This is a genomic window from Pseudomonas vanderleydeniana, assembly GCF_014268755.2.
In the GTDB taxonomy this organism is placed as follows: domain Bacteria; phylum Pseudomonadota; class Gammaproteobacteria; order Pseudomonadales; family Pseudomonadaceae; genus Aquipseudomonas; species Aquipseudomonas vanderleydeniana.
The window spans coordinates 5,537,450-5,558,816 of record NZ_CP077093.1 but is presented as its reverse complement, the minus strand read 5'-3'; the positions used below and the strand labels follow the sequence as shown (position 1 = coordinate 5,558,816).

General features: G+C 64.5%; 22 protein-coding genes. 18 read left to right on the top strand and 4 right to left on the bottom strand.

Annotated features, from left to right (window positions below; genetic code table 11):
* The first annotated feature begins 29 nt into the window (after positions 1-29).
* The 5 genes from cmaX to HU752_RS24875 all read left to right on the top strand — a co-directional run bounded on the left by cmaX (position 30) and on the right by HU752_RS24875 (position 3,933).
* Entirely contained in the window at positions 30-1,025 is a 996-nt protein-coding gene (cmaX, locus tag HU752_RS24895; RefSeq protein WP_186682392.1) for a divalent cation transporter CmaX, read from the top strand.
* Positions 1,026-1,089: 64 nt separating this feature from the next.
* Positions 1,090-1,338 (top strand): CrfX protein, encoded by a 249-nt coding sequence (locus HU752_RS24890; protein ID WP_186682394.1) that lies wholly within the window; start codon positions 1,090-1,092, stop codon positions 1,336-1,338.
* A gap of 2 nt (positions 1,339-1,340) precedes the next feature.
* The gene (locus tag HU752_RS24885; protein ID WP_186682396.1) at positions 1,341-2,165 is read left to right on the top strand and encodes a mechanosensitive ion channel family protein; all 825 of its coding nucleotides are present in this window, start codon (positions 1,341-1,343) and stop codon (positions 2,163-2,165) included.
* A 90-nt stretch (positions 2,166-2,255) separates the two neighbouring features.
* Positions 2,256-2,846: an RNA polymerase sigma factor SigX gene (sigX, locus tag HU752_RS24880; protein WP_026007354.1), complete on the top strand. Its 591-nt coding sequence runs from the start codon at positions 2,256-2,258 to the stop codon at positions 2,844-2,846.
* Between the two features lie 106 nt (positions 2,847-2,952).
* Positions 2,953-3,933, top strand: a complete 981-nt coding sequence (locus HU752_RS24875; protein WP_186682398.1) for an OmpA family protein — start codon at positions 2,953-2,955, stop codon at positions 3,931-3,933.
* Positions 3,934-4,006: 73 nt separating this feature from the next.
* On the opposite strand, the gene HU752_RS24870 is transcribed toward HU752_RS24875, so the two are convergent.
* The 4 genes from HU752_RS24870 to HU752_RS24855 all read right to left on the bottom strand — a co-directional run bounded on the left by HU752_RS24870 (position 4,007) and on the right by HU752_RS24855 (position 8,933).
* Positions 4,007-5,677: a bifunctional protein-serine/threonine kinase/phosphatase gene (locus tag HU752_RS24870; protein WP_186682400.1), complete on the bottom strand. Its 1,671-nt coding sequence runs from the start codon at positions 5,675-5,677 to the stop codon at positions 4,007-4,009.
* 7 nt (positions 5,678-5,684) lie between these two features.
* A complete protein-coding gene (locus HU752_RS24865; protein WP_186682402.1) occupies positions 5,685-6,896 on the bottom strand; it encodes a nitrate/nitrite transporter in 1,212 nt (403 codons plus the stop codon).
* 235 nt (positions 6,897-7,131) lie between these two features.
* Entirely contained in the window at positions 7,132-7,707 is a 576-nt protein-coding gene (locus HU752_RS24860) for an ANTAR domain-containing response regulator (protein ID WP_186682404.1), read from the bottom strand.
* 14 nt (positions 7,708-7,721) lie between these two features.
* Complete coding sequence (locus HU752_RS24855; protein WP_186682405.1) at positions 7,722-8,933, bottom strand: CmpA/NrtA family ABC transporter substrate-binding protein; 1,212 nt, start codon at positions 8,931-8,933, stop codon at positions 7,722-7,724.
* A 257-nt stretch (positions 8,934-9,190) separates the two neighbouring features.
* Between HU752_RS24855 and HU752_RS24850 the strand changes: the two genes are divergently transcribed.
* The 13 genes from HU752_RS24850 to HU752_RS24790 are packed head-to-tail and all read left to right on the top strand — an operon-like array spanning position 9,191 to position 21,335.
* Complete coding sequence (locus HU752_RS24850; protein ID WP_186682407.1) at positions 9,191-9,901, top strand: helix-turn-helix domain-containing protein; 711 nt, start codon at positions 9,191-9,193, stop codon at positions 9,899-9,901.
* A gap of 20 nt (positions 9,902-9,921) precedes the next feature.
* Positions 9,922-11,553, top strand: coding sequence for a type III secretion system outer membrane ring subunit SctC (gene sctC / locus HU752_RS24845; protein WP_186682409.1), 1,632 nt, complete (start codon positions 9,922-9,924; stop codon positions 11,551-11,553).
* Positions 11,553-12,665, top strand: a complete 1,113-nt coding sequence (gene sctW, locus HU752_RS24840) for a type III secretion system gatekeeper subunit SctW (RefSeq protein WP_186682411.1) — start codon at positions 11,553-11,555, stop codon at positions 12,663-12,665. The genes sctC and sctW overlap by 1 nt, the downstream gene beginning before the upstream one ends.
* Positions 12,666-12,671: 6 nt before the next feature.
* Positions 12,672-14,726: an EscV/YscV/HrcV family type III secretion system export apparatus protein gene (locus HU752_RS24835; RefSeq protein WP_186682413.1), complete on the top strand. Its 2,055-nt coding sequence runs from the start codon at positions 12,672-12,674 to the stop codon at positions 14,724-14,726.
* Between the two features lie 13 nt (positions 14,727-14,739).
* Positions 14,740-15,147, top strand: coding sequence for an InvB/SpaK family type III secretion system chaperone (locus HU752_RS24830; protein ID WP_186682415.1), 408 nt, complete (start codon positions 14,740-14,742; stop codon positions 15,145-15,147).
* The gene (gene sctN, locus HU752_RS24825; RefSeq protein WP_186682417.1) at positions 15,144-16,433 is read left to right on the top strand and encodes a type III secretion system ATPase SctN; all 1,290 of its coding nucleotides are present in this window, start codon (positions 15,144-15,146) and stop codon (positions 16,431-16,433) included. Before HU752_RS24830 ends, sctN begins: the two co-directional genes overlap by 4 nt.
* On the top strand, positions 16,417-16,872 hold the full coding sequence (locus tag HU752_RS24820) for a SpaM family type III secretion system protein (RefSeq protein WP_186682419.1): 456 nt from the start codon (positions 16,417-16,419) through the stop codon (positions 16,870-16,872). The genes sctN and HU752_RS24820 overlap by 17 nt, the downstream gene beginning before the upstream one ends.
* Complete coding sequence (locus tag HU752_RS24815) at positions 16,869-17,690, top strand: hypothetical protein (protein ID WP_186682421.1); 822 nt, start codon at positions 16,869-16,871, stop codon at positions 17,688-17,690. Before HU752_RS24820 ends, HU752_RS24815 begins: the two co-directional genes overlap by 4 nt.
* On the top strand, positions 17,687-18,595 hold the full coding sequence (locus HU752_RS24810; protein ID WP_186682423.1) for a FliM/FliN family flagellar motor switch protein: 909 nt from the start codon (positions 17,687-17,689) through the stop codon (positions 18,593-18,595). The genes HU752_RS24815 and HU752_RS24810 overlap by 4 nt, the downstream gene beginning before the upstream one ends.
* Positions 18,588-19,247, top strand: coding sequence for an EscR/YscR/HrcR family type III secretion system export apparatus protein (locus HU752_RS24805; protein ID WP_186682425.1), 660 nt, complete (start codon positions 18,588-18,590; stop codon positions 19,245-19,247). Before HU752_RS24810 ends, HU752_RS24805 begins: the two co-directional genes overlap by 8 nt.
* Before the next feature lie 10 nt (positions 19,248-19,257).
* Positions 19,258-19,512 carry an EscS/YscS/HrcS family type III secretion system export apparatus protein gene (locus tag HU752_RS24800; protein WP_186682427.1) on the top strand — a complete coding sequence of 85 codons (255 nt, stop codon included), beginning with the start codon at positions 19,258-19,260 and terminating at the stop codon, positions 19,510-19,512.
* 7 nt (positions 19,513-19,519) lie between these two features.
* Positions 19,520-20,299 (top strand): type III secretion system export apparatus subunit SctT, encoded by a 780-nt coding sequence (sctT, locus tag HU752_RS24795; protein ID WP_186682429.1) that lies wholly within the window; start codon positions 19,520-19,522, stop codon positions 20,297-20,299.
* A 1-nt stretch (position 20,300) separates the two neighbouring features.
* Entirely contained in the window at positions 20,301-21,335 is a 1,035-nt protein-coding gene (locus HU752_RS24790; protein WP_186682431.1) for an EscU/YscU/HrcU family type III secretion system export apparatus switch protein, read from the top strand.
* The last annotated feature ends 32 nt before the right edge of the window (positions 21,336-21,367 follow it).

The window sequence follows — 21,367 nt, the reverse complement described above, 5'->3', positions numbered from 1 at the left end:
TTTGTCGAAGTAGACCAACAGGGGTGGGGATGTTCGAGGAAGACAACGCGCAATGGGGGCTGGTCCATGCCCTGGTTCTCGATGGTAAGGGTGGTGCGCGCTCGATTGCTCGGACCGAGCTGGATGACCTGCAGTTGCAGCCGCAGGAGAGCCTCTGGCTGCACTGGGATCGCAGCCATCCCCAAACCCAGACCTGGCTGCGCACTTCCAGCGGCCTGAGCGAGTTCAGTTGCAACCTGCTGCTGGAAGAGAACACCCGCCCGCGCCTGTTGCCGCTGCCGGACAGCGAGTTTCTGTTGTTCCTGCGCGGGGTCAACCTCAACCCGGGCGCCGAACCCGAGGACATGGTTTCGGTGCGCATCTTCGCTTCAGCCCAGCGGGTGATTTCCCTGCGCCTGCGTCCGTTGCGGGCCACCGACGAGTTGCTGGCACAACTGGAGGACGGGCGGGGACCGAAAACCGCCTCCGAGCTCATCCTCTACATCGGCCAGCACCTGACGATGAAGGTCCAGGATCTGATCGGCGACCTCTCCGAAGCGGTCGATGACGAGGAAGAAAAGGGAGATTCCGACGAACGGTATTGTCCCGACCACAGCGTGGTTGTGCAGATCCGTCGCCGGGCGGCCGGACTGAAGCGTTTTCTGGCCCCGCAGCGGGACATTTTCGGCCAGTTGACGAGGACCAGGCTGCCCTGGTTCGCCAGTGACGATGCCGACTACTGGAACGAATTGAACAACAGCCTGACCCGCTACCTCGAAGAGCTCGAACTGACCCGGGAGCGCGTGGGGCTGCTGCTTGACGCCGAGGACCGGCGCCTGAACCAGCACATGAACAAGATCATGTACCGCTTCGGGATCATCACCGGGATCTTCCTGCCGATGAGTTTTCTCACCGGCCTTCTGGGGATCAACGTCGGTGGCATTCCGGGGTCCCAGGACCCCTACGGCTTCATCATTGCCTGCCTGCTGATCGTCGGTGTTGCGCTCGGGCAGTGGTGGTTGTTCCGTCGTTTGCGCTGGCTCTGAAGAATGTTGCATGTGACCCGGAAAATCCCGATCGCGTCTTTTCAAGACATTCCGAGAGGTGCGTATGCACGATCCTTTTGAACAGTCTCTGCGTGACATGCTCAAGGCTTCGCCGTCCACTGCGCGTGACGACGATGCGTGCCTGGGGCGTGTCCTGAAAACTGCCAACCGCCAGGTTGGCGCGGGTGATCTCTTCAGTCTGCTCGGGCGCTGGCTGCAAGCGCTGATGATCGCCCTGAACAATGGATCGGCCCATGTGATGCCGGTTTCTCGTCGTACCCCTACAAGTCGCAGTGCGGATAAGGCTGATTGAATATGGAACTTGATCTCTGGACTCGGAGTCTGGTGACGGCGATGACAGCGTTGTGGACGAAGGTCGCGAACTTCATCCCGAACCTGTTTGGCGCCCTGGTCGTGGTACTGCTGGGCTTCGTCGTGGCCAAGCTGCTCGACACCCTGCTGTCCAAGCTGCTGGCCAAGCTCGGGCTCGATCGCCTGATGGCGGGCACTGGCTTGACCAAGCTGCTCAGCCGGGCCGGCATCCAGGTGCCGATCTCGACGCTGATCGGCAAGATCGTCTACTGGTTCATCCTGCTGATTTTCCTGGTTTCCGCCGCGGAATCGCTGGGCCTGGAGCGGGTTTCGGCGACGCTGGACATGCTTGCCCTGTACCTGCCGAAGGTATTCGGCGCGGCACTGGTGCTGCTGGTCGGCATGCTGCTGGCCCAGTTGGTCAACGGCCTGGTGCGCGGTGCCGCGGAGGGCGTGGGCCTGGATTACGCCAGCGGCCTGGGGCGTGTTGCCCAGGGCCTGGTGGTGATCATCAGCATTTCGGTGGCGATCAGCCAGCTGGAGGTCAAGACCGACCTGCTGAACCATGTGATCGTGATCGTCCTGATTACCGTTGGTCTGGCCGTTGCGTTGGCCATGGGCCTGGGGAGCCGGGAAATTGCCGGGCAGATCCTGGCGGGAATTTATGTGCGTGAGTTGTACCAGGTTGGGCAACAAGTGCGAGTTGGCGAGGTCGAAGGGCAGATCGAAGAGATCGGCACGGTCAAGACCACATTGCTGACCGACGAGGGTGAGCTAGTCTCTCTCTCCAATCGGATCCTGCTGGAACAGCATGTGAGTAGCCGCTAATCCGGCAAACCCTGCTAATGTATGCCGCCGCAAAAAGCCCCCCGCCTGGGGCCGCGGCGGACATTGACCTGACTGTCGGCAAGACTCGTTTTGAATAAAACCCAATCGCTATCGATGCGTTACGACCCCCGCGAGCTTACCGATGAGGAGCTGGTGGCGCGTTCGCATGCGGAGCTGTTTCACGTGACACGCGCCTACGAAGAGTTGATGCGGCGCTATCAACGAACTTTGTTCAGCGTTTGTTCAAGGTATTTAGGGAACGATCGTGACGCGGATGATGTCTGTCAGGAAGTGATGTTGAAGGTGCTGTATGGCCTTAAGAACTTTGAGGGTAAATCGAAGTTCAAGACATGGCTTTATAGCATCACGTACAACGAATGTATCACCCAGTACCGTAAAGAACGGCGCAAGCGTCGTCTCATGGATGCCCTGAGCCTCGATCCGCTCGAGGAGGCTTCCGAGGAGAAGACGCCGGCGCCGGAAGAAAAAGGCGGTCTTGACCGCTGGCTGGTGCATGTGAATCCGATCGATCGGGAAATTCTGGTGCTACGTTTTGTCGCAGAGCTGGAATTCCAGGAGATCGCCGACATCATGCACATGGGCTTGAGTGCTACGAAAATGCGCTACAAGAGGGCGCTTGATAAATTGCGTGAGAAATTTGCGGGCATTGCTGAAACTTAGTTCGACGCAAATATCTCTTACGTTCAGGCAAGTTCTGCTAGACTTGTCGCCGAGTTGTCCCCCGGTTTGGGGACTGATTCACAATCACCAGATGGGGATTTAACGGATGAAACTGAAAAACACCTTGGGCATTGCCGTTGGTACACTTGTAGCCGCAACTTCGTTCGGCGCTCTGGCACAAGGCCAAGGCGCAGTCGAGGGTGAGCTGTTCTACAAAAAGCAGTACAACGACAGCGTCAACCACGTTGAAGATGGCTACAACCCAGGCGCTTCGCTGGGCTACTTCATCACTGACGACGTATCGGTCAACCTGACCTACGACAAGAGCAACCACACTCGTTCGAACGACGGCACCGGCAGCCAGAAGCTGGGCGGTGACAAGTTCGGCCTGAAAGGTCAGTACCACTTCGGTACCGTTGGCGATGCAATCCGTCCATACGTTGAAGGCGGCGTTGCTCACGGCAGCCTGACCAACGTTGCTGCTGACGGCCACACCGGTCGTGACCAGTCGACTTTCCTGACCACCGGCGCTGGCGCCAAGTGGTACATCACCGACAACTTCTACGCTCGTGGCGGTGTTGAAGCCGACTACAAGCTGGACAACGGTCGTTGGGACTACGCAGCTGTCGTAGGTCTGGGCGTGAACTTCGGTGGCAACGGCGGCAAGGTTGCTCCAGCACCTGCTCCAGCTCCAGTTGCTCAAGAGCCAGCTCCAGCTCCTGAAGCTCCAGTAGCTGAAGTGGTCAAGGTTGAGCTGGACGTGAAGTTCGACTTCAACAAGTCCGTGGTCAAGCCTAACAGCTACGGCGACGTGAAGAACCTGGCTGACTTCATGAAGCAGTACCCACAAACCACCACCGTGGTTGCTGGTCACACCGACAGCATCGGTACCGACGCCTACAACCAGAAGCTGTCCCAGCGTCGTGCTGACGCTGTGAAGCAAATCCTGGTCAAAGACGGTATCGCTCCTAACCGCGTTGAGTCGGTTGGCTACGGCAAGACCCGTCCAGTGGCTGACAACGCCACTGAAGCTGGCCGCGCGATCAACCGTCGCGTAGAAGCTTCCGTTGAAGCCCAAGCTAAGTAATTAGCCTGGTGTTGCGAAAAGCCCGGCCCCGGCCGGGCTTTTCTTTGCCTGCGATTTGCCCGGGGCCACTCACTCAGGCTTTCAGGGCCCACAGCAGCAGGGCCAGGTTGACCAGCAGCGAGACCAGCGCCACGGTGCGCCAGACTTTCAGCGGCTCACGCTCCAGCAACGGCCGGGGACGCACGCTCAATTCATTCCGTTCAGCCTTTTCCAGTACCAGTAGCCATTGCTCGGCCGTCTCGTAGCGTTGCGCGGGGTCGACCGCGATGGCGCGATCGAGGCTGTGCGCCAGCCAGGCGGGCAGGTCCGGGCGATAACGCTGGGCATTGACCGGTGTCCCGAAGCGCGGGCGCTGGAACGCCTCGATTTCGCCGTGGGGGTAGTGCCCGGTCAGCAGATGGAACAGGCTGACGCCGACGCTGTAGAGGTCCTGGCGGACATCCGGGGGATACCCTTCGAAGGCCTCCGGGGCGATGTAGCCAGGGGTGCCCGGCAGTTCATGACCGGGCTTTTCGCTCAGGCCCGGACAATAGGCCAGGCCGAAATCCAGTAGCCGCAATTCGCCATCGGTGCCCAGGTGCAGGTTCTCCGGCTTGATATCGCGGTGCAGGATGTTGCGCCGGTGGAGCATGCCGACCGCCTGTAGGGTGCGTCTGGCCAATTCCTGCCATTGCACCAGTGGCAATGGACCGGCCTGCCGGAACAGGTCGGCGAGAGTCTGTCCCGGGTACTCGCGCATCACGTAGTACAGGTGCTGGCGTTGCCCGGCGGGATGGACCTCGGGGAAGCAACGCCCGGCCACCCGACGCAGGAACCACTCTTCCAGCAACAGGCCCTGGCCGGCCTCGGCCTCCGCGTGTCGGCTCTCGGGCAGGGTCTTGAGCAGCCAGGGTTGCTGGTGGGCATCCCGAACCCGGTAGAGCAGCGATTGGCGGGTTTGCCCGAGAAGGCTGTCGACCTGCCAGCCTTCGAAGCACTGGCCGGGCTTGAGCAGAGGCGGCAACGACCATTGCTGCAACTGGATCAGCGTGTCGCCGAGACTGTCGGTTCCCGGCTGTTCGACCCTGACCAGCAGGGCGCTGGCGTTGTCCTGGCTACCGGCCAGGTGGGCGGCATTGACCAGCGTGGTCACTGCCTCGTCGGGCTGTGGCTGTTCACGCAGGATGTTGGCGATCGCTGCATCACCGAGCGTGGCCCAGACGCCATCGCTGAGCAGCAGGAAGCTTTCGCCCTGGCGCAGCTCGCCGTCGAGGTAGTCGACCACCAGGTGCTGGTCCAGGCCCAGCGCCCGCTTGAGTACGTGCTGCATGTCCGGTTGGTCCCAGACATGGTCCTGGCTGATCCGGTGCAGTTGGTCGTCGTGCCAGCGATAGACCCGGCAATCGCCCACATGGGCCAGGGTAAAGCGTCGTCCGCGCAGGACCACGGCACTCAGGGTGGTGAGCAGCGGTTGTCCGCCGCCATTGGCCCGCAACCAGCGATTCTGTGCCAGCAGCAGCCGGTCCAGCGCCTGCGCCACGCCCCAGGTGGGCGGCGTGGCGTAATAATCGAGCGCCAGGGCCTGCAGGGTGGCCTGCGCCGCCAGTGCGCCGTCGGCACACTGGCTGACCCCGTCAGCGAGGGCGAACAGGTAGCCCTTGCTGGCGGCCAGCTCCGGCGCCGGCGTGACCAGGCGCATGGCGTCCTGGTTCTCCGCGCGCGGGCCAGTGGCACTGGCCTGGGCGAAACTCAGTTGCAGGGCCACCGCCAGGTCAGACCCGGGCCGCGGTCACGGCCGCCGAGCCCCAGGTGGTCCGCCAGCGGCGCTTGACCCCGTGCAGGCCGAACCAGGCGAGCACGCCGAGGCTGGCGAACAACCACAGGGCCAGTTGATAGCTGCCGGTGCTCTGCTTGATTGCACCCATGCCGGCTGCCAGGGCGAAACCGCCGATACCGCCGGCCATGCCGATCAGGCCGGTCATCACACCGATTTCCAGGCGGAAACGTTGCGGCACCAACTGGAACACCGCGCCGTTGCCGGCCCCGAGGCCGAGCATTGCCAGCACGAACAGCGCCAGGGCGGCATAGGAGCTGGGCAGGTTGAAGCCGACGGCGGCGATGCAGGTCGCGGCCACGGCATACATGCCGAGCAGGGTGCGGATGCCGCCGAAACGGTCGGCCAGGGCGCCACCGAGCGGACGCATCAGGCTGCCGCCGAACACGCAGGCCGCGGTGTAGTAGCCGGCGGTCACCGGACTCAGCGCGTACTGGTCGTTGAAGTAGCCGGGCAGCGCACTGGCCAGGCCGATGAAGCCGCCGAAAGTCACGCTGTAGAAAAACATGAACCACCAGCTGTCGCGGTCGCCCAGGGCCTTCATGTAGTCACCCATGGACTTGGCCTTGGGGCGTTGTGGCGCGTTGCGCGCCAGCAGGACGAACACCAGCAGGGTGGCGAGCAGCGGGATCAGGGCGAAACCGAAGACGTTGCTCCAGCCGAACGAGGCCGCCAGCAGGGGCGCGATCAGGGCGGCGAACACGGTGCCCGAGTTGCCGGCGCCGGCGATGCCCATGGCCTTGCCCTGGTGCTGCGGTGGGTACCACTGGGAGGCGAGGGGCAGGGCCACGGCGAACGAGGCTCCGGCCATGCCGAGGAACAGGCCCAGCAGCAGTGCCTGTTCATAACTGTGGATACCCAGTTGCCAGGCGCCCAGCAGCGCGCTGATCACGCAGACCTGGCCGATGATTCCCGCTGTCTTCGGGGACAGCCGGTCCGCCAGCATGCCCATCAGGAAGCGCAGCACCGCGCCGGCGAGGATCGGCGTGGCCACCACCAGGCCGCGTTGCTGGGTGCTCAGGTGCAGGTCGGCGGCGATCTGCACCGCCAGGGGGCCGAGCAGGTACCAGACCATGAAACTCAGGTCGAAATACAGAAAGGCCGAAAACAGGGTCGGGGTATGGCCGGACTTCCAGAAGCTTGCATTCATCACGCACCTCAGCGGTAAGAGTCTCAAGGGGAGCTATCGCAAGGGGGACTACCGGCGGGTGCACCGATACGGCTGCACCACCGGCCCGTCTTGCGGGGCCAGAACGCAAAAGACGTCGCCACCCGCTGCGCTGGCGCGAAGGGGGTGGGCGACGTCTTTGTCGTAAAGTGGGGCAACCGCCGTTGGTTACCTGCAGGCTCGAATAAGCAAGAGGCGGGCCAGGTCGGCGAGTGTCTCAGCCGAGCAGTTCGCTCATGGCGATGATCTGTTCGGCAACCTGGATCAGCTTCTGCTGGCGGCTCATGGCCTGGCGCCGCATCAGCGTGTAGGCCTCCTCTTCCTTGCAGTCCTTCATCTTCATCAGCAGGCCCTTGGCCTGTTCGATGCGCTTGCGTTCGGCCAGTTGCTGGTCGCGTGCCTGCAACTGTGCACGCAACGCCTGGTCGCTCTCGAAACGGGCCATGGCGACGTCGAGGATCGGCTGCAGGCGCTGGGCCTGGATGCCTTCGACGATGTAGGCACTGACGCCGGACTTGATGGCCTGGCGCATCACGCCCGGATCGTGTTCGTCGGTGAACATGACGATGGGGCGGGGCTGGTCACGGCTGACCAGCACCACCTGTTCCATCACGTCGCGGCTGGGGGATTCGGTGTCGATCAGGATCACGTCGGGACGCACGCTCTCCACGCGCGCCGGCAGGTCGATGGTCAGCCCCGACTCGTCGATGACGTCGAAGCCGGCCTCGACCAGCGCCGCCCGCAGGCGCCCGACCTTTTTCGCGGTGTCGTTGATCAGCAGGATACGCAGCATGTTCGGGCCTCCGATCAGTGACGGACGAGCGCGGCGGGCTCGTCACTCATGGCATGCAGCCGGAAGCCGCGGGCATAGCCGGCCGGATCGCTGCCGTCCCAGACCAGGCCGTCGACCAGCCGGCTGCTGCGCATCACCTCGGCCCCGTGCTCGATGCCCAGTGCAGTGGCCGCCTGGCGATACAGTTCCAGTTGTTGCACCTGGCGGGCGACACCGAGGTAGTCGGGGTCCTCGCGCAGCAGGCCCCAGCGGCGGAATTGGGTCATGAACCACATGCCGTCCGACAGGTAGGGCAGGTTCACCGCGCCGGCCGCGTGGAAGCGCACGGGGTGGGAGTCCTGCCAGCGCTGGCCGAGGCCGTTGTCGTAGTCGCCGAGCAGACGTGGCTGGATGTGTTCCAGGGGTGCATCGAGATAGTCGCTGCCGCTGAGCAATTGCGCGGTACTGCGGCGGTTTTCCTGGCTTTGTTCGATGAACCGGCTGGCTTCGAGCACCGCCATCACCAGGGCTCGGGCGGTATTGGGGTACTGCTCGACGAACGCACGGGTACAGCCCAGTACCTTCTCCGGATGGTCGGGCCAGATCGACTGGCTGGTGGCGAGGGTGCAGCCCAGGCCCTGGCGCACCGCGCTGTCGCTCCACGGTTCGCCGACGCAGAAACCGTCGATCCGTCCGGCCCGCAGGTGCGCGATCATCTGCGGCGGGGGCACCACCACGCTGTTGACGTCGTGCAAGGGGTGGATGCCCTGGCTGGCCAGCCAGTAATACAGCCACATGGCGTGGGTCCCGGTGGGGAAGGTCTGGGCAAACGTCAGCCTTGCGCCGTTCTGGTGCGCGTGCCGGCCCAGTGCTTCAGGGTTGGTCACGCCGGCCGCCTGCAACGCCGGGGACAGGTTGATGCTCTGGCCGTTCTGGTTCAGCCCCATCAACACCGCCATGTCGGTAGCCGCGCTGCCGCCGATGCCCAGGTGCACGGCATAGACCAGCCCGTACAGGCTGTGGGCGGCATCCAGCTCGCCGCTGACCAGCTTGTCGCGCAGGCTGGCCCAGGACGGCTGGCGCTTGAGGTTCAGAGTCAGGCCGTACGGTTGGGCAAAGCCCTGGGTGGCGGCGACCACCAGTGAAGCGCAGTCGCTCAAGGGCATGAAGCCGAGGTCCAGGCTGGGTTTCTCCGGCGCATCGCTGCCGTTGACCCAGGCGAGGGGGGAGACGGGAAGTTCGTTCATCGGCTTTTCACTCTTCATAAAAAACGTCGTACCCGGCCGACCCCTGGGGGCTGGCGGGTTACGACGTCTTTGTCCTGGCTGCCCGGCCGCCGTTGGCCAGGGTCTACCGGGAGGTAGCAAGGCATATGCCACTGTCGCGGGCGCAGCCGCTGGCCATCAGCTTCTCATCATGATCTGGGCGAGGGATCGGACCATCATGCTCCGAGACTGATCGACGACAGGTGGAATGCACGGTGCAGGCTGATGAACGCTTCGCGATGACGTGTCCCGGGGGGCTCTCCGCGCAACGGGTGGCGCTCGTGCGGGCCGGCGACACCGGTGTCTGTCTGATTCCCGATGAGGTGATGGTGGGCGGCTGCCTGCCACCCGGCTGGCAAGGCCTGGTGGTCGGACGCAATGCGTTGCGGGTCACCTCCGGTGACTGGAGCAGTGCGGGCTTGTCCGGAACCTGCCTGATGAAGCTGCAGGTGTTCATCGACATGGGGGTGACGGTCGAGCGCGACCGTCCGTGCGTACAGCCCTGGGCGGCCTTGTCGATGCCGCTGGCGGTGAGCCGCAGCCGGGCTTGCCTGGAACGTTGGTACATCGAGCAGGCCCTGCGTGATGATTCCGACTACCGGCGGTTCGCCAGCGTGCTGCGCCAGAGCGCGAGCTATTGGCTGGTGCGTTTTCTGCTGGAGCAGGGCACCGCCAGCGAAAAGCTGATCGGCCTGGCCCGTCGCTATGGGGTTTCGGTCTCGCATTTTCGGCGCTTGTGCCACCAGGCACTGGGGGGCGCGGCCAAGCCGGAACTGCGCGATTGGCGCGCGGCCAAGGCGCTGCTGCGGATGATCCGTGGCGGCGGCTCGCTGACCGACGTGGCGCTGGAGTATGGCTATGCGTCCTCGTCGCATTTTTCCAAGGAAGTGCGCGAATTGCTTGGCGTCGCGCCGAGCCGGCTGCTCGATCTGGTGGAGCAGCCGGATTGAGCCGGCTGGCGCCGCGGTCGATGCGGCACCGGCTTGGCGCATGGCTGCTCTGCGCGCTGTGTTGGAGCGCGAATGCCTCGCCCGGGCCGAGCGGTGACTACGTCGCGCGCGAGGAAGGCCTGCGCAGCTTCTTTTCCGCCTTGTCGGCGCCGCTGGGCAAACCGATCATCGTCAGCAAGGCGGCCGCCGGCAAACGTATCAGCGGTGAGTTTCCACTGCATTCGGCACGCCAGACCTTCGACCGCATCGTCGTCCAACTGGGGCTGATCTGGTACAGCGATGGCCAGGCCATCTACCTGTATGACGCGTCCGAGGTGAAAAGCTCGGTGGTCGCGCTGCGGGTGATCAGTGTCGATACCCTCAAGCAGTTCCTGCGCCAGTCGGGGCTCGAGGATGCGCGTTACCCGCTGCGCAACGACGGTCGCCGGACCTTCTATGTGTCCGGCCCGCCGATCTACGTCGACCTGGTCATGCAGGCGGCGCAACTGATGGACAACCGGCCTTCGGAGCTGCTGCTCGGCCAGCAGCGGATCGGTGTGATCCACCTGCTCAATACCTTCGTCGCTGACCGCGAGTACGAACAGCGCGACCGCAAGGTGTCGATTCCCGGCATGGCCACGGTGATCGACAGCCTGCTCAAGGGGGAGCCGGGCGGTGTCGAGCCCCAGGTCGAGGTCCGCACGGTGAGCGGCAGCCCGTTGCGCATGCCGCAGTTTCCCCTGGAAGGGCTGGCGACGCCGGTTTCACCGGATGACCCCACCGCCCCTCGGGTGCTGGCGCGGGAGGCCGCCGCCGGCAACATTCGCGTGGTTGCCTACCCGGATACCAACAGCCTGCTGGTCAAGGGCCTGCCTGAGCAGGTGCGCTTCATCGAGAACCTGGTGGCGGCGCTGGACGTGCCCAAGCGCCATGTCGAGCTGTCGCTGTGGATCATCGACCTGAACCAGGACGAACTGAACCAGCTCGGGGTGAACTGGCAGGGTGCGGTCAAGCTCGGCTCGCAGTTGCAGGCGTCGCTCAACGCCGGTTCGGTGACCACCCTCGACGGTGTTTCCTTCATGGCCAGGGTCCTGGCCCTGGCCCGGAAGAATCGCGCCAACGTGGTCGCGCGACCGGTGATCCTGACCCAGGAGAACGTCCCGGCGCTGTTCGACAACAACCGGACCTTCTACACCCAGTTGCTGGGAGAACGCAGTGTCGACCTGCAGAGCGTGACCTACGGGACCCTGGTCAGCGTGCTGCCGCGCTTTGCCATCGCCGATGAAATCGAGATGTCGCTGAACATCGAGGACGGCAGCGAGGTCAAGCGTGACGAGGTGGCAGTGGGCGTGTTGCCGTTGGTCGGGCGCACCCGGATCAACACGGTCGCCCGCGTTCCGCAGGGCAAGAGCCTGCTGATCGGCGGTTTTACCCGGGACGACTACAGCGAACAGGTCGCGCGGATTCCGCTGCTCGGCTCGATCCCGCTGATTGGCGGGTTGTTCCGTTATCGGGTCAACAGTTCGGCGAACACCGCCCGGGTTTTTCTGATCCAGCCGCGGGAAATTCTCGGTGCCTTGCAGGCCAGTACCCAGGAACTGGGCAAGGGCCTGATGAGCGCGGAGCAACAGGAAATGGTGCGTCGGGCGTTCATGCGGGCGGTGGATGGCTGATGACATCGATCGGTTCCCTTTCGAACCGGGCCTTCCTGGCTCGCCTCGACGCCGCCCGGCAGGAGGCCCAGGCCCAGCCCGATGCCGAGTCGAACGACCCGGACGCGAATCCGGTGACGCTGTTGCAGCGCTTCATCCAGAACAGTGATGACATGGCGGCGGCCCTGGCCGGTTTTCGCCAGCGCCGGCATTTCGAGCTCAAGGCCGAAAACCGGCCGGAGAGTTTCGAGGCGGTGCTCGACGAGGATGTGCAACCCAAGGCCCGGCAGGTGCTGGCGTTGGCCAAGGCCACGGACAAACCGGTCGAATGGCTGTTGCAGGCCGCCCGTGGATTGTTTCCCGACGACAGCGACCTGGTGCTGGTCCTGCGCGAACTGCTGCGCCGCAGCAAGCTTCAGTCCGCTACTTTCCAGCGCCTGGAGCAGTTGCTGGAAACGGTGGTGGCACAGGCCTCGCCCCGGCGATTGAAGGCCGGCATCAACAGCGCCCTGAAAGCCCGCCTGTTCGGTCGGGCGATGGAGCTGCGCGCCGGACTGCTGCGTGAGGCTTATCGGGATTACCTGGAAAGCGAAGCCGGTGCGGTTGCCTGCTACGAGGACTGGGTAGCGTTGTTCGGCGCCGGGCGGCGAGCCGTGGTGCTGGCCTTTATCGAGGCGGCGCTGCTCACCGATATCGCCGCGCAGGACCCCAGTTGTTCACGCCAGGAGTTCGGTCCCCTGCTGGCCCGGCTCACCGACCTGAAGCGCCTGCGTTCGGCCGATGCGCTGTTTGTCGAGGGGCTGCTGGGTGATGCGCTGGTGCGCCAGTTCAATGACGAGGAGGGTGACTGGCTGGTGTTCTTCCTCGGCGTACTCAGGTATCCCGGCGAACTCGACCCGTTGCTGTCCGGGGTGCTCGGCGAGCGAGTGTTGCTGGCCCTGTACCGCGAGCGCTCGGCATTGATGCAGACGCTGCGGCGAGCGTGCCTGCGACTGCCCCATGAGCTGTTCGCCGACGATGACGCCCTGGCGCAACTGGCGGAGCAGTTCCTCGCGCTGGCCGATGTGACCCTGGCCCATGAGCAGATCGAGCGGCGGCGTGGCGTTCGGTCTTTCGATGAATCGGCAGGTTGAGCGGCCATGCCCGATCGATTCCTGCGTGCACTGGCGGCCCGTCCCGAGCTGCTGATCCTGTCGTTGATGGTGATGATCATCGCGATGCTGATCATTCCCTTGCCGACACCCCTGGTGGATTTCCTGATCGGCCTGAACATCATCATCTCGCTGCTGATCTTCATGGGCTCGTTCTACATCGAGCGCATCCTCGGTTTCTCCACCTTCCCGGCACTGCTGCTGCTGACCACGCTGTTCCGCCTGGCACTGTCGATCAGCACCAGCCGCCTGATCCTGACGCAGGCCGACGCTGGCGAGATCATCGCCTCGTTCGGCGAATTCGTGATCGGCGAGAACCTGGTGGTCGGCTTTGTGATCTTCGTCATCGTCACCGTCGTGCAGTTCATCGTCATTACCAAGGGCTCGGAGCGGGTCGCCGAGGTGGCGGCGCGTTTCTCCCTGGACGGCATGCCGGGCAAGCAGATGAGCATCGACGGCGACCTCAAGGCCGGCGCCATCGACGCCGAGCAGGCCCGCGACAAGCGCAATGTACTGGAGCGCGAGAGCCAGCTCTACGGCTCTTTCGACGGCGCGATGAAGTTCATCAAGGGCGACGCGATCGCCGGGATCATCATCATCTTCGTCAACTTCCTCGGTGGTATCGCCATCGGTGTCGGCCAATTGGGCATGGACTTCGGCACGGCACTGTCGATCTATACCCTGCTGACCATCGGCGATGGCCTGGTGGCGCAGATCCCGGCGCTGCTGATCGCCATTGGTGCCGGTTTCATCGTCACCCGGGTCAACGGTGACGAGGCCAACCTGGGGCGCAACATGCTCACGCAGATGTTCGCCAACCCGTTCGTGGTCGCAGTCACCGCGTTGCTGGCGGTGGCGGTCGGAACCTTGCCGGGCTTTCCGCTGATGACCTTCGTGGTAATTGCCGCCGTGCTGGCGCTGGTGGTGTTCCTGCGTTGGCGCAAGCCGCGTGCTGCTGCGGGCGAAGCCCGGCAGGGCGAGCCGGTGGCCGCTGACGAAACCCTGGTCGAGGGCGAGTTGGGGTGGTTGGAGAGCGTCAACGAAATCGCCACCGAGACCGTCGCGCTGATCCTCCTGGTGCCCTCGACGAGGGTGGCCGAGTTGCGTGCGGCCCGGCTCGACGAGCGCTTTCGCAGCCAGTTCTTCGTCGACTACGGCCTGAAGATCCCGCTCCCGCAGTTGCGCGCCTCCGAGGCATTGCCCGGGCATCAGGTCGCGGTGCTGATCAACGAGGTGCGCGCCGACCAGTTCGATATCCATTTCGACCACTGGCGGGTCCTCGACTATTCGCCGGAGCTGGCCGCCATGGGCCTGCCGCTGGTGCGCGGGCGCGACAGCAACGACCTGGAAAGCATCTGGATCGCCGCCGAGGGCAAGGGCACCGCGACGGAACTGGGCTACCGACTGCGTGCCGCCCATGAGGAGTGCTACCGCTGCCTGGTGACCCTGCTGGCGCGCAACATCAACGAGTTCTTCGGTGTGCAGGAAACCAAGGCGCTGCTCGACGAAATGGAGGGACGCTATCCGGACCTGCTCAAGGAAGTCTATCGCCACGTGACCGTGCAGAAGATCGCCGAAATCCTCCAGCGCCTGGTTGGCGAGCGGATCTCCGTGCGCAACATGAAGCTGATTCTCGAGTCCCTGGCCCACTGGGCGTCCCGGGAGAAGGACAGCATCGCCCTGGTCGAGCACGTGCGGGGTGGCCTGGGGCGCTACATCAGCAACAAGTTCGCCCATGGCAACGACCTGCGCGTGCTGCTGTTGTCACCAGAGTTCGAGGACGTGGTTCGCCACGGTATCCGCCAGACCTCCAGCGGCAGCTTCCTCAACCTGGAGCCGGCGCAGTCCGAGGACCTGATCGATCGGCTGAGCCTGGGCCTGGACGGCCTGCACGTGCCGCACAAAGACCTGGTGCTGCTGTGCTCGGTGGATGTGCGGCGCTACATCAAAAAGCTGGTCGAAGGGCGGTTTCGCGAGCTGGACGTCATGTCCTTCGGCGAGATCAGCGAGACCATTTCCGTAACTGTCATCAAGACCCTTTGAAGGAAAAGTACCCATGTCGAATATGGACATCGCCGAGCGCCTGCGTGGTGCGTTGTTGTACAGCGGTTGCACCGACGCGCAACTGGGCCACTTCGACGGCCACAGCACGATCGAACTGGAGATGAAGGAGCAGCCCAACATCCGCGTCGACGTCATCGAGGGCGACGTCTGGCTGTGGAGCGAGCTGAAGCAGATGACCCCTGCCGTCCTGGCCTACAGTGCCGAAGCGTTGCTGCGTTACCTGCTCAAGGGCAATGCCGACGCCCGTACCGGTCAATTGCAGTTGTTCGAGGCCGAGGGCCAGTTCGAGGTGCGCTTGATGCTCGCTGAGGTGGCGTTGGCCAGCGACCAGTCCTTTGCCGAGGCGATCGATGGGTTCATGCAGGACACCGAGGAACTATGCCGCCTCATTCGCCAATGAGCGCACTTCGACTCGAGCGCCGTGGGGCGCATCCACGGCGCTTGAACGGGCCGCTGGTCGAGGCGGCGCTGCGCGGGGTTTCCATCGGCGAGGTCTGCGAGGTCCGCCGGCACTGGGCCTCGACCGAACTGCTGGCCCGGGCCCAGGTGATCGGCTTCAAGCCCGAGGTGGTGGTGCTCAGCCTGCTCGGTGAGGCGCGCGGATTGTCCCGTGAGTCGATGATCGTGCCGACCGGATCGACGCTGCGCCTGTATTGCAGCGCCGCCATGCTTGGCAGCGTACTCGACGCCCGCGGTACCATCGTCGAGCGCCTGGCCCCGGCGGCCGGATTCGCCGGCGTGGATTACCCGGTGGATGCCGACCCGCCGGGCTACCGGCAACGACGCCCGGTGAGCGAACCGCTGATCACCGGTATCCGTGCGATCGATGGCCTGCTGACCTGTGGGGTCGGCCAGCGCATGGGTATCTTCGCCGCGGCGGGTTCCGGCAAGACCTCTCTGATCAACATGCTGATCAGCCATGCCGAGGCCGATGTATTCGTCATCGGCCTGATTGGCGAACGTGGGCGCGAGGTCACCGAGTTCATCGAGCACCTGCGCCACAGTCACAAGCGGGCACGCTGCGTGGTGGTCTACGCCACCTCCGACCTGTCCTCGGTGGACCGCTGCAACGCGGCCCTGCAGGCGACCGCGGTCGCCGAGTACTTTCGCGACCAGGGGCATTGCGTGGTGCTGCTGCTCGACTCGCTGACCCGTTACGCCCGCGCCCGGCGTGACCTGGCCCTGGCCGCCGGCGAGCTGCCGGCGCGACGCGGTTATCCGGCCTCGGTGTTCGATGCCTTGCCACGCCTGCTCGAGCGGCCCGGGCATACGGTGCAAGGCAGCATCACCGCGTACTACACAGTGCTGCTGGAAAGCGACGACGAGCCGGACCCCATCGCCGAGGAGATCCGTTCGATTCTCGACGGGCATATCTACCTGAGCCGCAGCCTGGCCGCCAAGGGCCATTTCCCGGCGATCGACGTGTTGCGCAGTGCCAGCCGGGTGGCACGGCAGGTGACCGATGAGCGGACCCGACAGCTGGCAATCGCCACTCGCGAGGTGCTGGCGCGGCTGGAAGCGTTGCAGGTGTTTCTCGACCTCGGTGAGTACAGCCCCGGAGTCGACGCGGCCAATGACCAGGCCATGGCCTGCCGGGATGAGCTGCACGCCTGGTTGCGCCAGGCCGTCGATGAGCCGAGCCAGCCGGACGAAACCCTTCGGAGCCTGCATGAACTCCTTGGCTGATATCGAGCGCCTGCTGCGTTTCGGCAACTGGCGTCTGCGCAGAGTGGAGACGACGTTGCTGTGCCTGCGTCAGCGTCGGGTGCAGTTGCTGCATGAGTTGTCGGCGCTGGATGAGCAGGAGGCGTCGTTGCGGGCCCTGCTCGACAGCCACCGTGCCGAGGACCGGGTGTTCGATCACGGGCAGTTGCTGGGGATGCTGCGACGCCAGGCGGTGATTCGCCGGCAGATCCAGCAGATGGCGCTGGAGCGCCAGCCCCTGACGGAGCAGCGTGCAGAGCTGGACCAGCAGGTACGGCAACGACAGCAGGAGTTGGAGCGACTGCAGCGCAAGCAGTCGAAGTACACCGCCGTGCGCCAACGTCTGGGTCGCGAGCTGCGATTGCAGCGTTTGCGCCGTGATGAAGGCGAAGTCGATGAACGCATGGGAGTGACACGATGAACAGCATTTCGCCGGTTTTGCCCGTCGTCGAGATCCTTCCGGGTGAAGAGATCGAAGGGTGGCGGCAGGGTGAGCCGAATACGCATATTCCCGAGGAGGGGTCGCTGCCTGATGGTGTGGCGCTGTTGCTGGCGGTACTTGAGCCATCACTGCGGGGAGAGCGTCGTCCACTGGCGTCACCGATGGCCGCGGCAGGTCGGTCAGCGGTGCTTGGTGCGATCGCGCAGGCACCGGGAGCGGCAGAGGCCCTGTTGCTGCCTGAAGGTGCCATGCCGGGAGGGGAGGGGCTGCCCGCTGCCGGGAGGGGCACGCTCGGGGTCGAGGCGGTGTTTCGTGACGGGCTGGGCATGCAGGCGCAGGCCGCTGTTGAAGAGCCTGCGCCCAGTGTCGTCGAGGAAGGCCGGGGATCGGCCGAGACTGTGCCAGAGGTGTCTGTCTTGCGGGGGGCCGGCGAGTTCACCCTGGACTTTGTGCAGGCCAGGCTGGAGGCAGCGGCTGCGTTGGCCCCGCCATTTTTCAGCGGCATGGCCGAGGAATCGGCGGCGATGCCCGAGCCGCACGAGGAGGCGACCCCGGAACCCTCGGAGCCGGACGAGGAGCCCGCGGCGAGTGGCGATCTCCTCCAGGTGCCGTTCAACAACGACCGCGCCCGTGGGCAGGTACTGATCAGCCGGGAGGGCCCCGGGGCCGCCGGGCTGTTGATCCGCGCGACCGACCGGCAGGTGTTCGAGCAGCTCAAGGGGCACCTCGACCAGGCTCGGCAGCCGCACTGGCGGCTGGACGAAATGCTCGCCAGTGACAGCGGGCGCTCGACATGACGAGCGTGTTGCCGAGGTTGCGCCAGGTCGATCCGTTGCAACAAGCGTATCGGCAGACAGTGCAGCGTTGGCGGCAGGCGGGCCATCAGGCCGATCTGCACAGGCCGGCGTTTGGTACCGACTACCTGGCGTTCTGCGTTGAGGGCCCTGGTGGTGGCTGGCAGGGGCTGGTCGAGGCCCGCGAATGGCTCGCCGGCCTGCTGCCAGCACTGCCGGTGTTGTTGAAGGTTCCGTGCAGCCTCGAGCGGATCGTCGAGCTGTTCCAGGCCTTGGCGTGTCCGTTGGAGAGCGGCCTGGACGAACTGGCATACGAGCGGCTCTCGACGGTCGAGGTGAGCACCGCGCAAGGGCTGGAACGCTCCCTACCCCGTGTGGCGACCGCCTGGGGTTTCCTGTGGCTGTCGCGTTTGCCCGAGCCGTCGCGCCAGCCGCGACCGATGGCGTACAGCCCGTGGTTGCGAGACCTGCCACATTGCCTGCGGGCAACACTCGGCTACAGCCAACTGGCACCTGCCGTGCTGCCGACGCTCGCCAGCGGCGATCTCCTGCGAATCAGCCGGTTGACCTGGCACTGGCAGCTCGCGGGCCAGCCGGTTGGCGAATTCACTCTTATCGAACGAGGCCTGCAGATGACCCTGTCCCCCCAGACACCACCCACCGAGCTCTCTGACGCACTGGGTGGCATACCCGTGCGCCTGGAGTTCGTGCTCCACGAGCAGTGCATCAGCCTGGCCGAACTGGCGGCGCTGATCGAGGGTCAGGTGCTGGCGCTCGCGCCTTCGGTGCTGGGCCATATCGAGGTTCGTGCCAATGGCCGGATGCTTGCCCGCGGTGAACTGGTGCAGTTGGGCGAGAGCCTGGGCGTGGAGTTGCAGCAGATTCGCCGGGAGCACGCCGATGAATAATGACGTGTCGCTGATCGCGCTGCTGGCATTCGCCTCGCTGTTGCCATTCCTGGTGGCGGCGGGGACCTGCTATCTGAAGTTCTCCATCGTCTTCGTGATCGTGCGCAATGCCCTGGGCTTGCAGCAGGTACCGTCGAACATCAGTCTCAATGCGATCGCGCTGCTGTTGGCGCTGTTCGTCATGAGCCCGGTGGTGCAGCAGGGGTATGACTATTATCGCGACCAGCAGGTGCGTTTCGACAGTGTCGAGGCGCTGGTCGAGTTCAGCGAAAACGGCCTGGGCAGCTACAAGGACTATCTGCGCCGCTACACCGATCCGCAGCTGGCATTTTTCTTCGAGCGGGCCCAGCAGGCGGGAGAGACGGATACCGTGTCGCTGCGCGATGAGGACCTCGAGCCTTCGCTGTTCGCCCTGCTGCCAGCCTATGCGCTGAGTGAAATCAAGAGCGCGTTCAAGATCGGCTTCTATCTCTACCTGCCTTTCGTCATCGTCGATCTGGTGATCTCCAGCATCCTGCTGGCGCTGGGCATGATGATGATGAGCCCGATGATCATCTCGGTACCGATCAAGCTGGTGCTGTTCGTTGCACTCGACGGTTGGGCCCTGTTGTCCACCGGGCTGGTCGGGCAGTACCTGGCGTTGCGGGTGTGAGCGCGGGCGAATGAGCGACCTGGTCTATGCCGGCAACAAGACCCTGTACCTGATCCTGCTGCTGGTTGCCTGGCCGATCATCGTCGCTACCGTGGTCGGCCTGGTGGTCGGCCTGATCCAGACCGTCACCCAACTGCAGGAGCAGACCCTGCCGTTCGCCCTCAAGCTGCTGGCGGTCTCGGCCTGCCTGTTCCTGCTGGCGGGCTGGTATGGCGAGACGCTGCTGGCGTTCAGTTGGGAAATCATGCGCCTGGCGCTGGGTTGAGCGCTTCGTGTCGGTGGCGCTGTTCTTCGACCTGCAGGCCTGGCTGGCGGCCGCGCTGCTGGCCTCGGCCAGACTGGCCCCGATCTTTTTCATGCTGCCGTTTCTCAACGGCGCAGTGCTGACCGGAGCTTCGCGACAGGCGGTGCTGGTGCTGGTCGCGCTGGGGTTCTGGCCGAATGCGGGTATCGCCTTGCCCGCGCTGGACAGCCTGGCGTTCGTGGGCCTGCTGATCGGTGAGGCCGGCATCGGCATTCTGCTCGGCTGCCTGTTGTGCTGGCCGTTCTGGGTGCTGCATGGCATGGGCAACCTGATCGACAACCAGCGCGGGGCGATGCTCAGCAGTACGGTTGACCCGGCCAACGGGGTGGACACCTCGGAACTGTCGAACTTCCTCCAGCTGTTTGCCGTGGTGATCTACCTCGAAGGCGGTGGCCTGCAACTGATGGTCGAGACCGTGGCCCGCAGCTACCAGCTGTGCGCGCCGGTGGCGGACTGCCCGCTGAGCCTGTCGCACTTGGTGACGCTGCTCGATGGCCTGCTCGGCAAGATCCTGGTCATCAGTGCCCCGGTGGTCGCGGCCCTGCTGATCAGCGAGGTGCTGCTGGGGCTGCTGTCGCGCTATGCACCGCAGATGAATGCCTTTTCCGTCTCGTTGACGATCAAGAGCCTGGTGGCGCTGGCGGTGTTGCTGTTGTACTTCGGCAGCCATCTGCCGGATGAGGTGTTGCGCATGGGGCGGTCCTTGGACGGGCTGGAGACGCACCTGGCCGTCCCGAGGCCGCAGTGACATGTCCGAGAGCGCCTCGAAGACCGAAAAACCCACGATCAAGCGCCTGCGGGACTCGGCGCGCAAGGGCCAGACCTTCAAGGCCAAGGACCTGGTCGTCAGCTGCATGATGCTGTGCGCGATCCTGTTCCTGGTGTTCGGTGTCTCGCTGCTGGAGGTCATGGAGGTCTACCGGCGGATCATCGCCTCCGGCCTGGCCGACGATACCCGGGGCTACACCGCGCAACTGCTTGAGCTGGGGTTGCTGTGCATCCTGCCGCTGTCCCTGGTGTGCGTGTTGAGCAGTGCACTGCCGGCACTGCTGCAGAGTGGCTTCGTCCTGGCTTTCGAGGCGTTGAAGCCGAACCTCGGGGCGCTCAACCCGATCAACGGATTCAAGAAGCTGTTCAGCCTGCGCACGCTCAAGGACACCGTCAAGGCCTTGCTCTACCTGGGCAGCTTCGGCGTGGCCCTGTGGGCGGTCTGGCAGGCGGAGCGGCAGTTGCTGTTCGCCCAGCTGTTCGCCCAGCCGGCCGATCTGTTCCCGGCCTGGGGGCGGATGCTGCTGAGCCTGCTGCTGAGGTTCATGGCCTGTGCGCTGCTGATCGTGCTGCTCGATGCCTTGTGCGAATACTGGCTGCACATCAAGGACCTGAAGATGGACCTGCACTCGGTCAAGCGCGAACACAAGGAGCAGGAAGGCGACCCGCAGATCAAGCAAAAGCGCCGCGACCTGCACCTTGAACTGCTTTCCGAACAGGTCCGCTCGGACATCCGCGGTTCGCGGCTCATCGTCGCCAACCCGACCCACATCGCCATCGGTATCTACTTCCGGCCGGATATCAGCTTCATCCCCCTGGTCAGCGTGATCGAGACCAACCAGCGGGCCCTGGCGGTACGCGCCTACGCCCGGGAGGTCGGGGTCCCGGTGGTCAGCGATATCCGCCTGGCCCGGCGGATCTACCGTACCCACCAGCGCTACAGCTTCATCAAGCTGCAGGAAATCGAGGAAGTCCTGCGCCTGCTGATCTGGCTCGAACAGGTCGAGCAGGCTTGATCGGATCCTGTCCGGCAGCAGGTTCGCATGAG

Bases quoted from the DNA above. Each gene is read 5' to 3' on its own strand.
- cmaX (WP_186682392.1), top strand. From the start codon at position 30: ATGTTCGAGGAAGACAACGCGCAATGGGGGCTGGTCCATGCCCTGGTT.
- HU752_RS24890 (WP_186682394.1), top strand. From the start codon at position 1,090: ATGCACGATCCTTTTGAACAGTCTCTGCGTGACATGCTCAAGGCTTCG.
- HU752_RS24885 (WP_186682396.1), top strand. From the start codon at position 1,341: ATGGAACTTGATCTCTGGACTCGGAGTCTGGTGACGGCGATGACAGCG.
- HU752_RS24875 (WP_186682398.1), top strand. From the start codon at position 2,953: ATGAAACTGAAAAACACCTTGGGCATTGCCGTTGGTACACTTGTAGCC.
- HU752_RS24865 (WP_186682402.1), bottom strand. From the start codon at position 6,896: ATGAATGCAAGCTTCTGGAAGTCCGGCCATACCCCGACCCTGTTTTCG.
- HU752_RS24860 (WP_186682404.1), bottom strand. From the start codon at position 7,707: ATGCTGCGTATCCTGCTGATCAACGACACCGCGAAAAAGGTCGGGCGC.
- HU752_RS24855 (WP_186682405.1), bottom strand. From the start codon at position 8,933: ATGAACGAACTTCCCGTCTCCCCCCTCGCCTGGGTCAACGGCAGCGAT.
- HU752_RS24850 (WP_186682407.1), top strand. From the start codon at position 9,191: ATGACGTGTCCCGGGGGGCTCTCCGCGCAACGGGTGGCGCTCGTGCGG.
- sctC (WP_186682409.1), top strand. From the start codon at position 9,922: ATGCGGCACCGGCTTGGCGCATGGCTGCTCTGCGCGCTGTGTTGGAGC.
- sctW (WP_186682411.1), top strand. From the start codon at position 11,553: ATGACATCGATCGGTTCCCTTTCGAACCGGGCCTTCCTGGCTCGCCTC.
- HU752_RS24835 (WP_186682413.1), top strand. From the start codon at position 12,672: ATGCCCGATCGATTCCTGCGTGCACTGGCGGCCCGTCCCGAGCTGCTG.
- HU752_RS24830 (WP_186682415.1), top strand. From the start codon at position 14,740: ATGTCGAATATGGACATCGCCGAGCGCCTGCGTGGTGCGTTGTTGTAC.
- sctN (WP_186682417.1), top strand. From the start codon at position 15,144: ATGAGCGCACTTCGACTCGAGCGCCGTGGGGCGCATCCACGGCGCTTG.
- HU752_RS24820 (WP_186682419.1), top strand. From the start codon at position 16,417: ATGAACTCCTTGGCTGATATCGAGCGCCTGCTGCGTTTCGGCAACTGG.
- HU752_RS24815 (WP_186682421.1), top strand. From the start codon at position 16,869: ATGAACAGCATTTCGCCGGTTTTGCCCGTCGTCGAGATCCTTCCGGGT.
- HU752_RS24810 (WP_186682423.1), top strand. From the start codon at position 17,687: ATGACGAGCGTGTTGCCGAGGTTGCGCCAGGTCGATCCGTTGCAACAA.
- HU752_RS24805 (WP_186682425.1), top strand. From the start codon at position 18,588: ATGAATAATGACGTGTCGCTGATCGCGCTGCTGGCATTCGCCTCGCTG.
- HU752_RS24800 (WP_186682427.1), top strand. From the start codon at position 19,258: ATGAGCGACCTGGTCTATGCCGGCAACAAGACCCTGTACCTGATCCTG.
- HU752_RS24790 (WP_186682431.1), top strand. From the start codon at position 20,301: ATGTCCGAGAGCGCCTCGAAGACCGAAAAACCCACGATCAAGCGCCTG.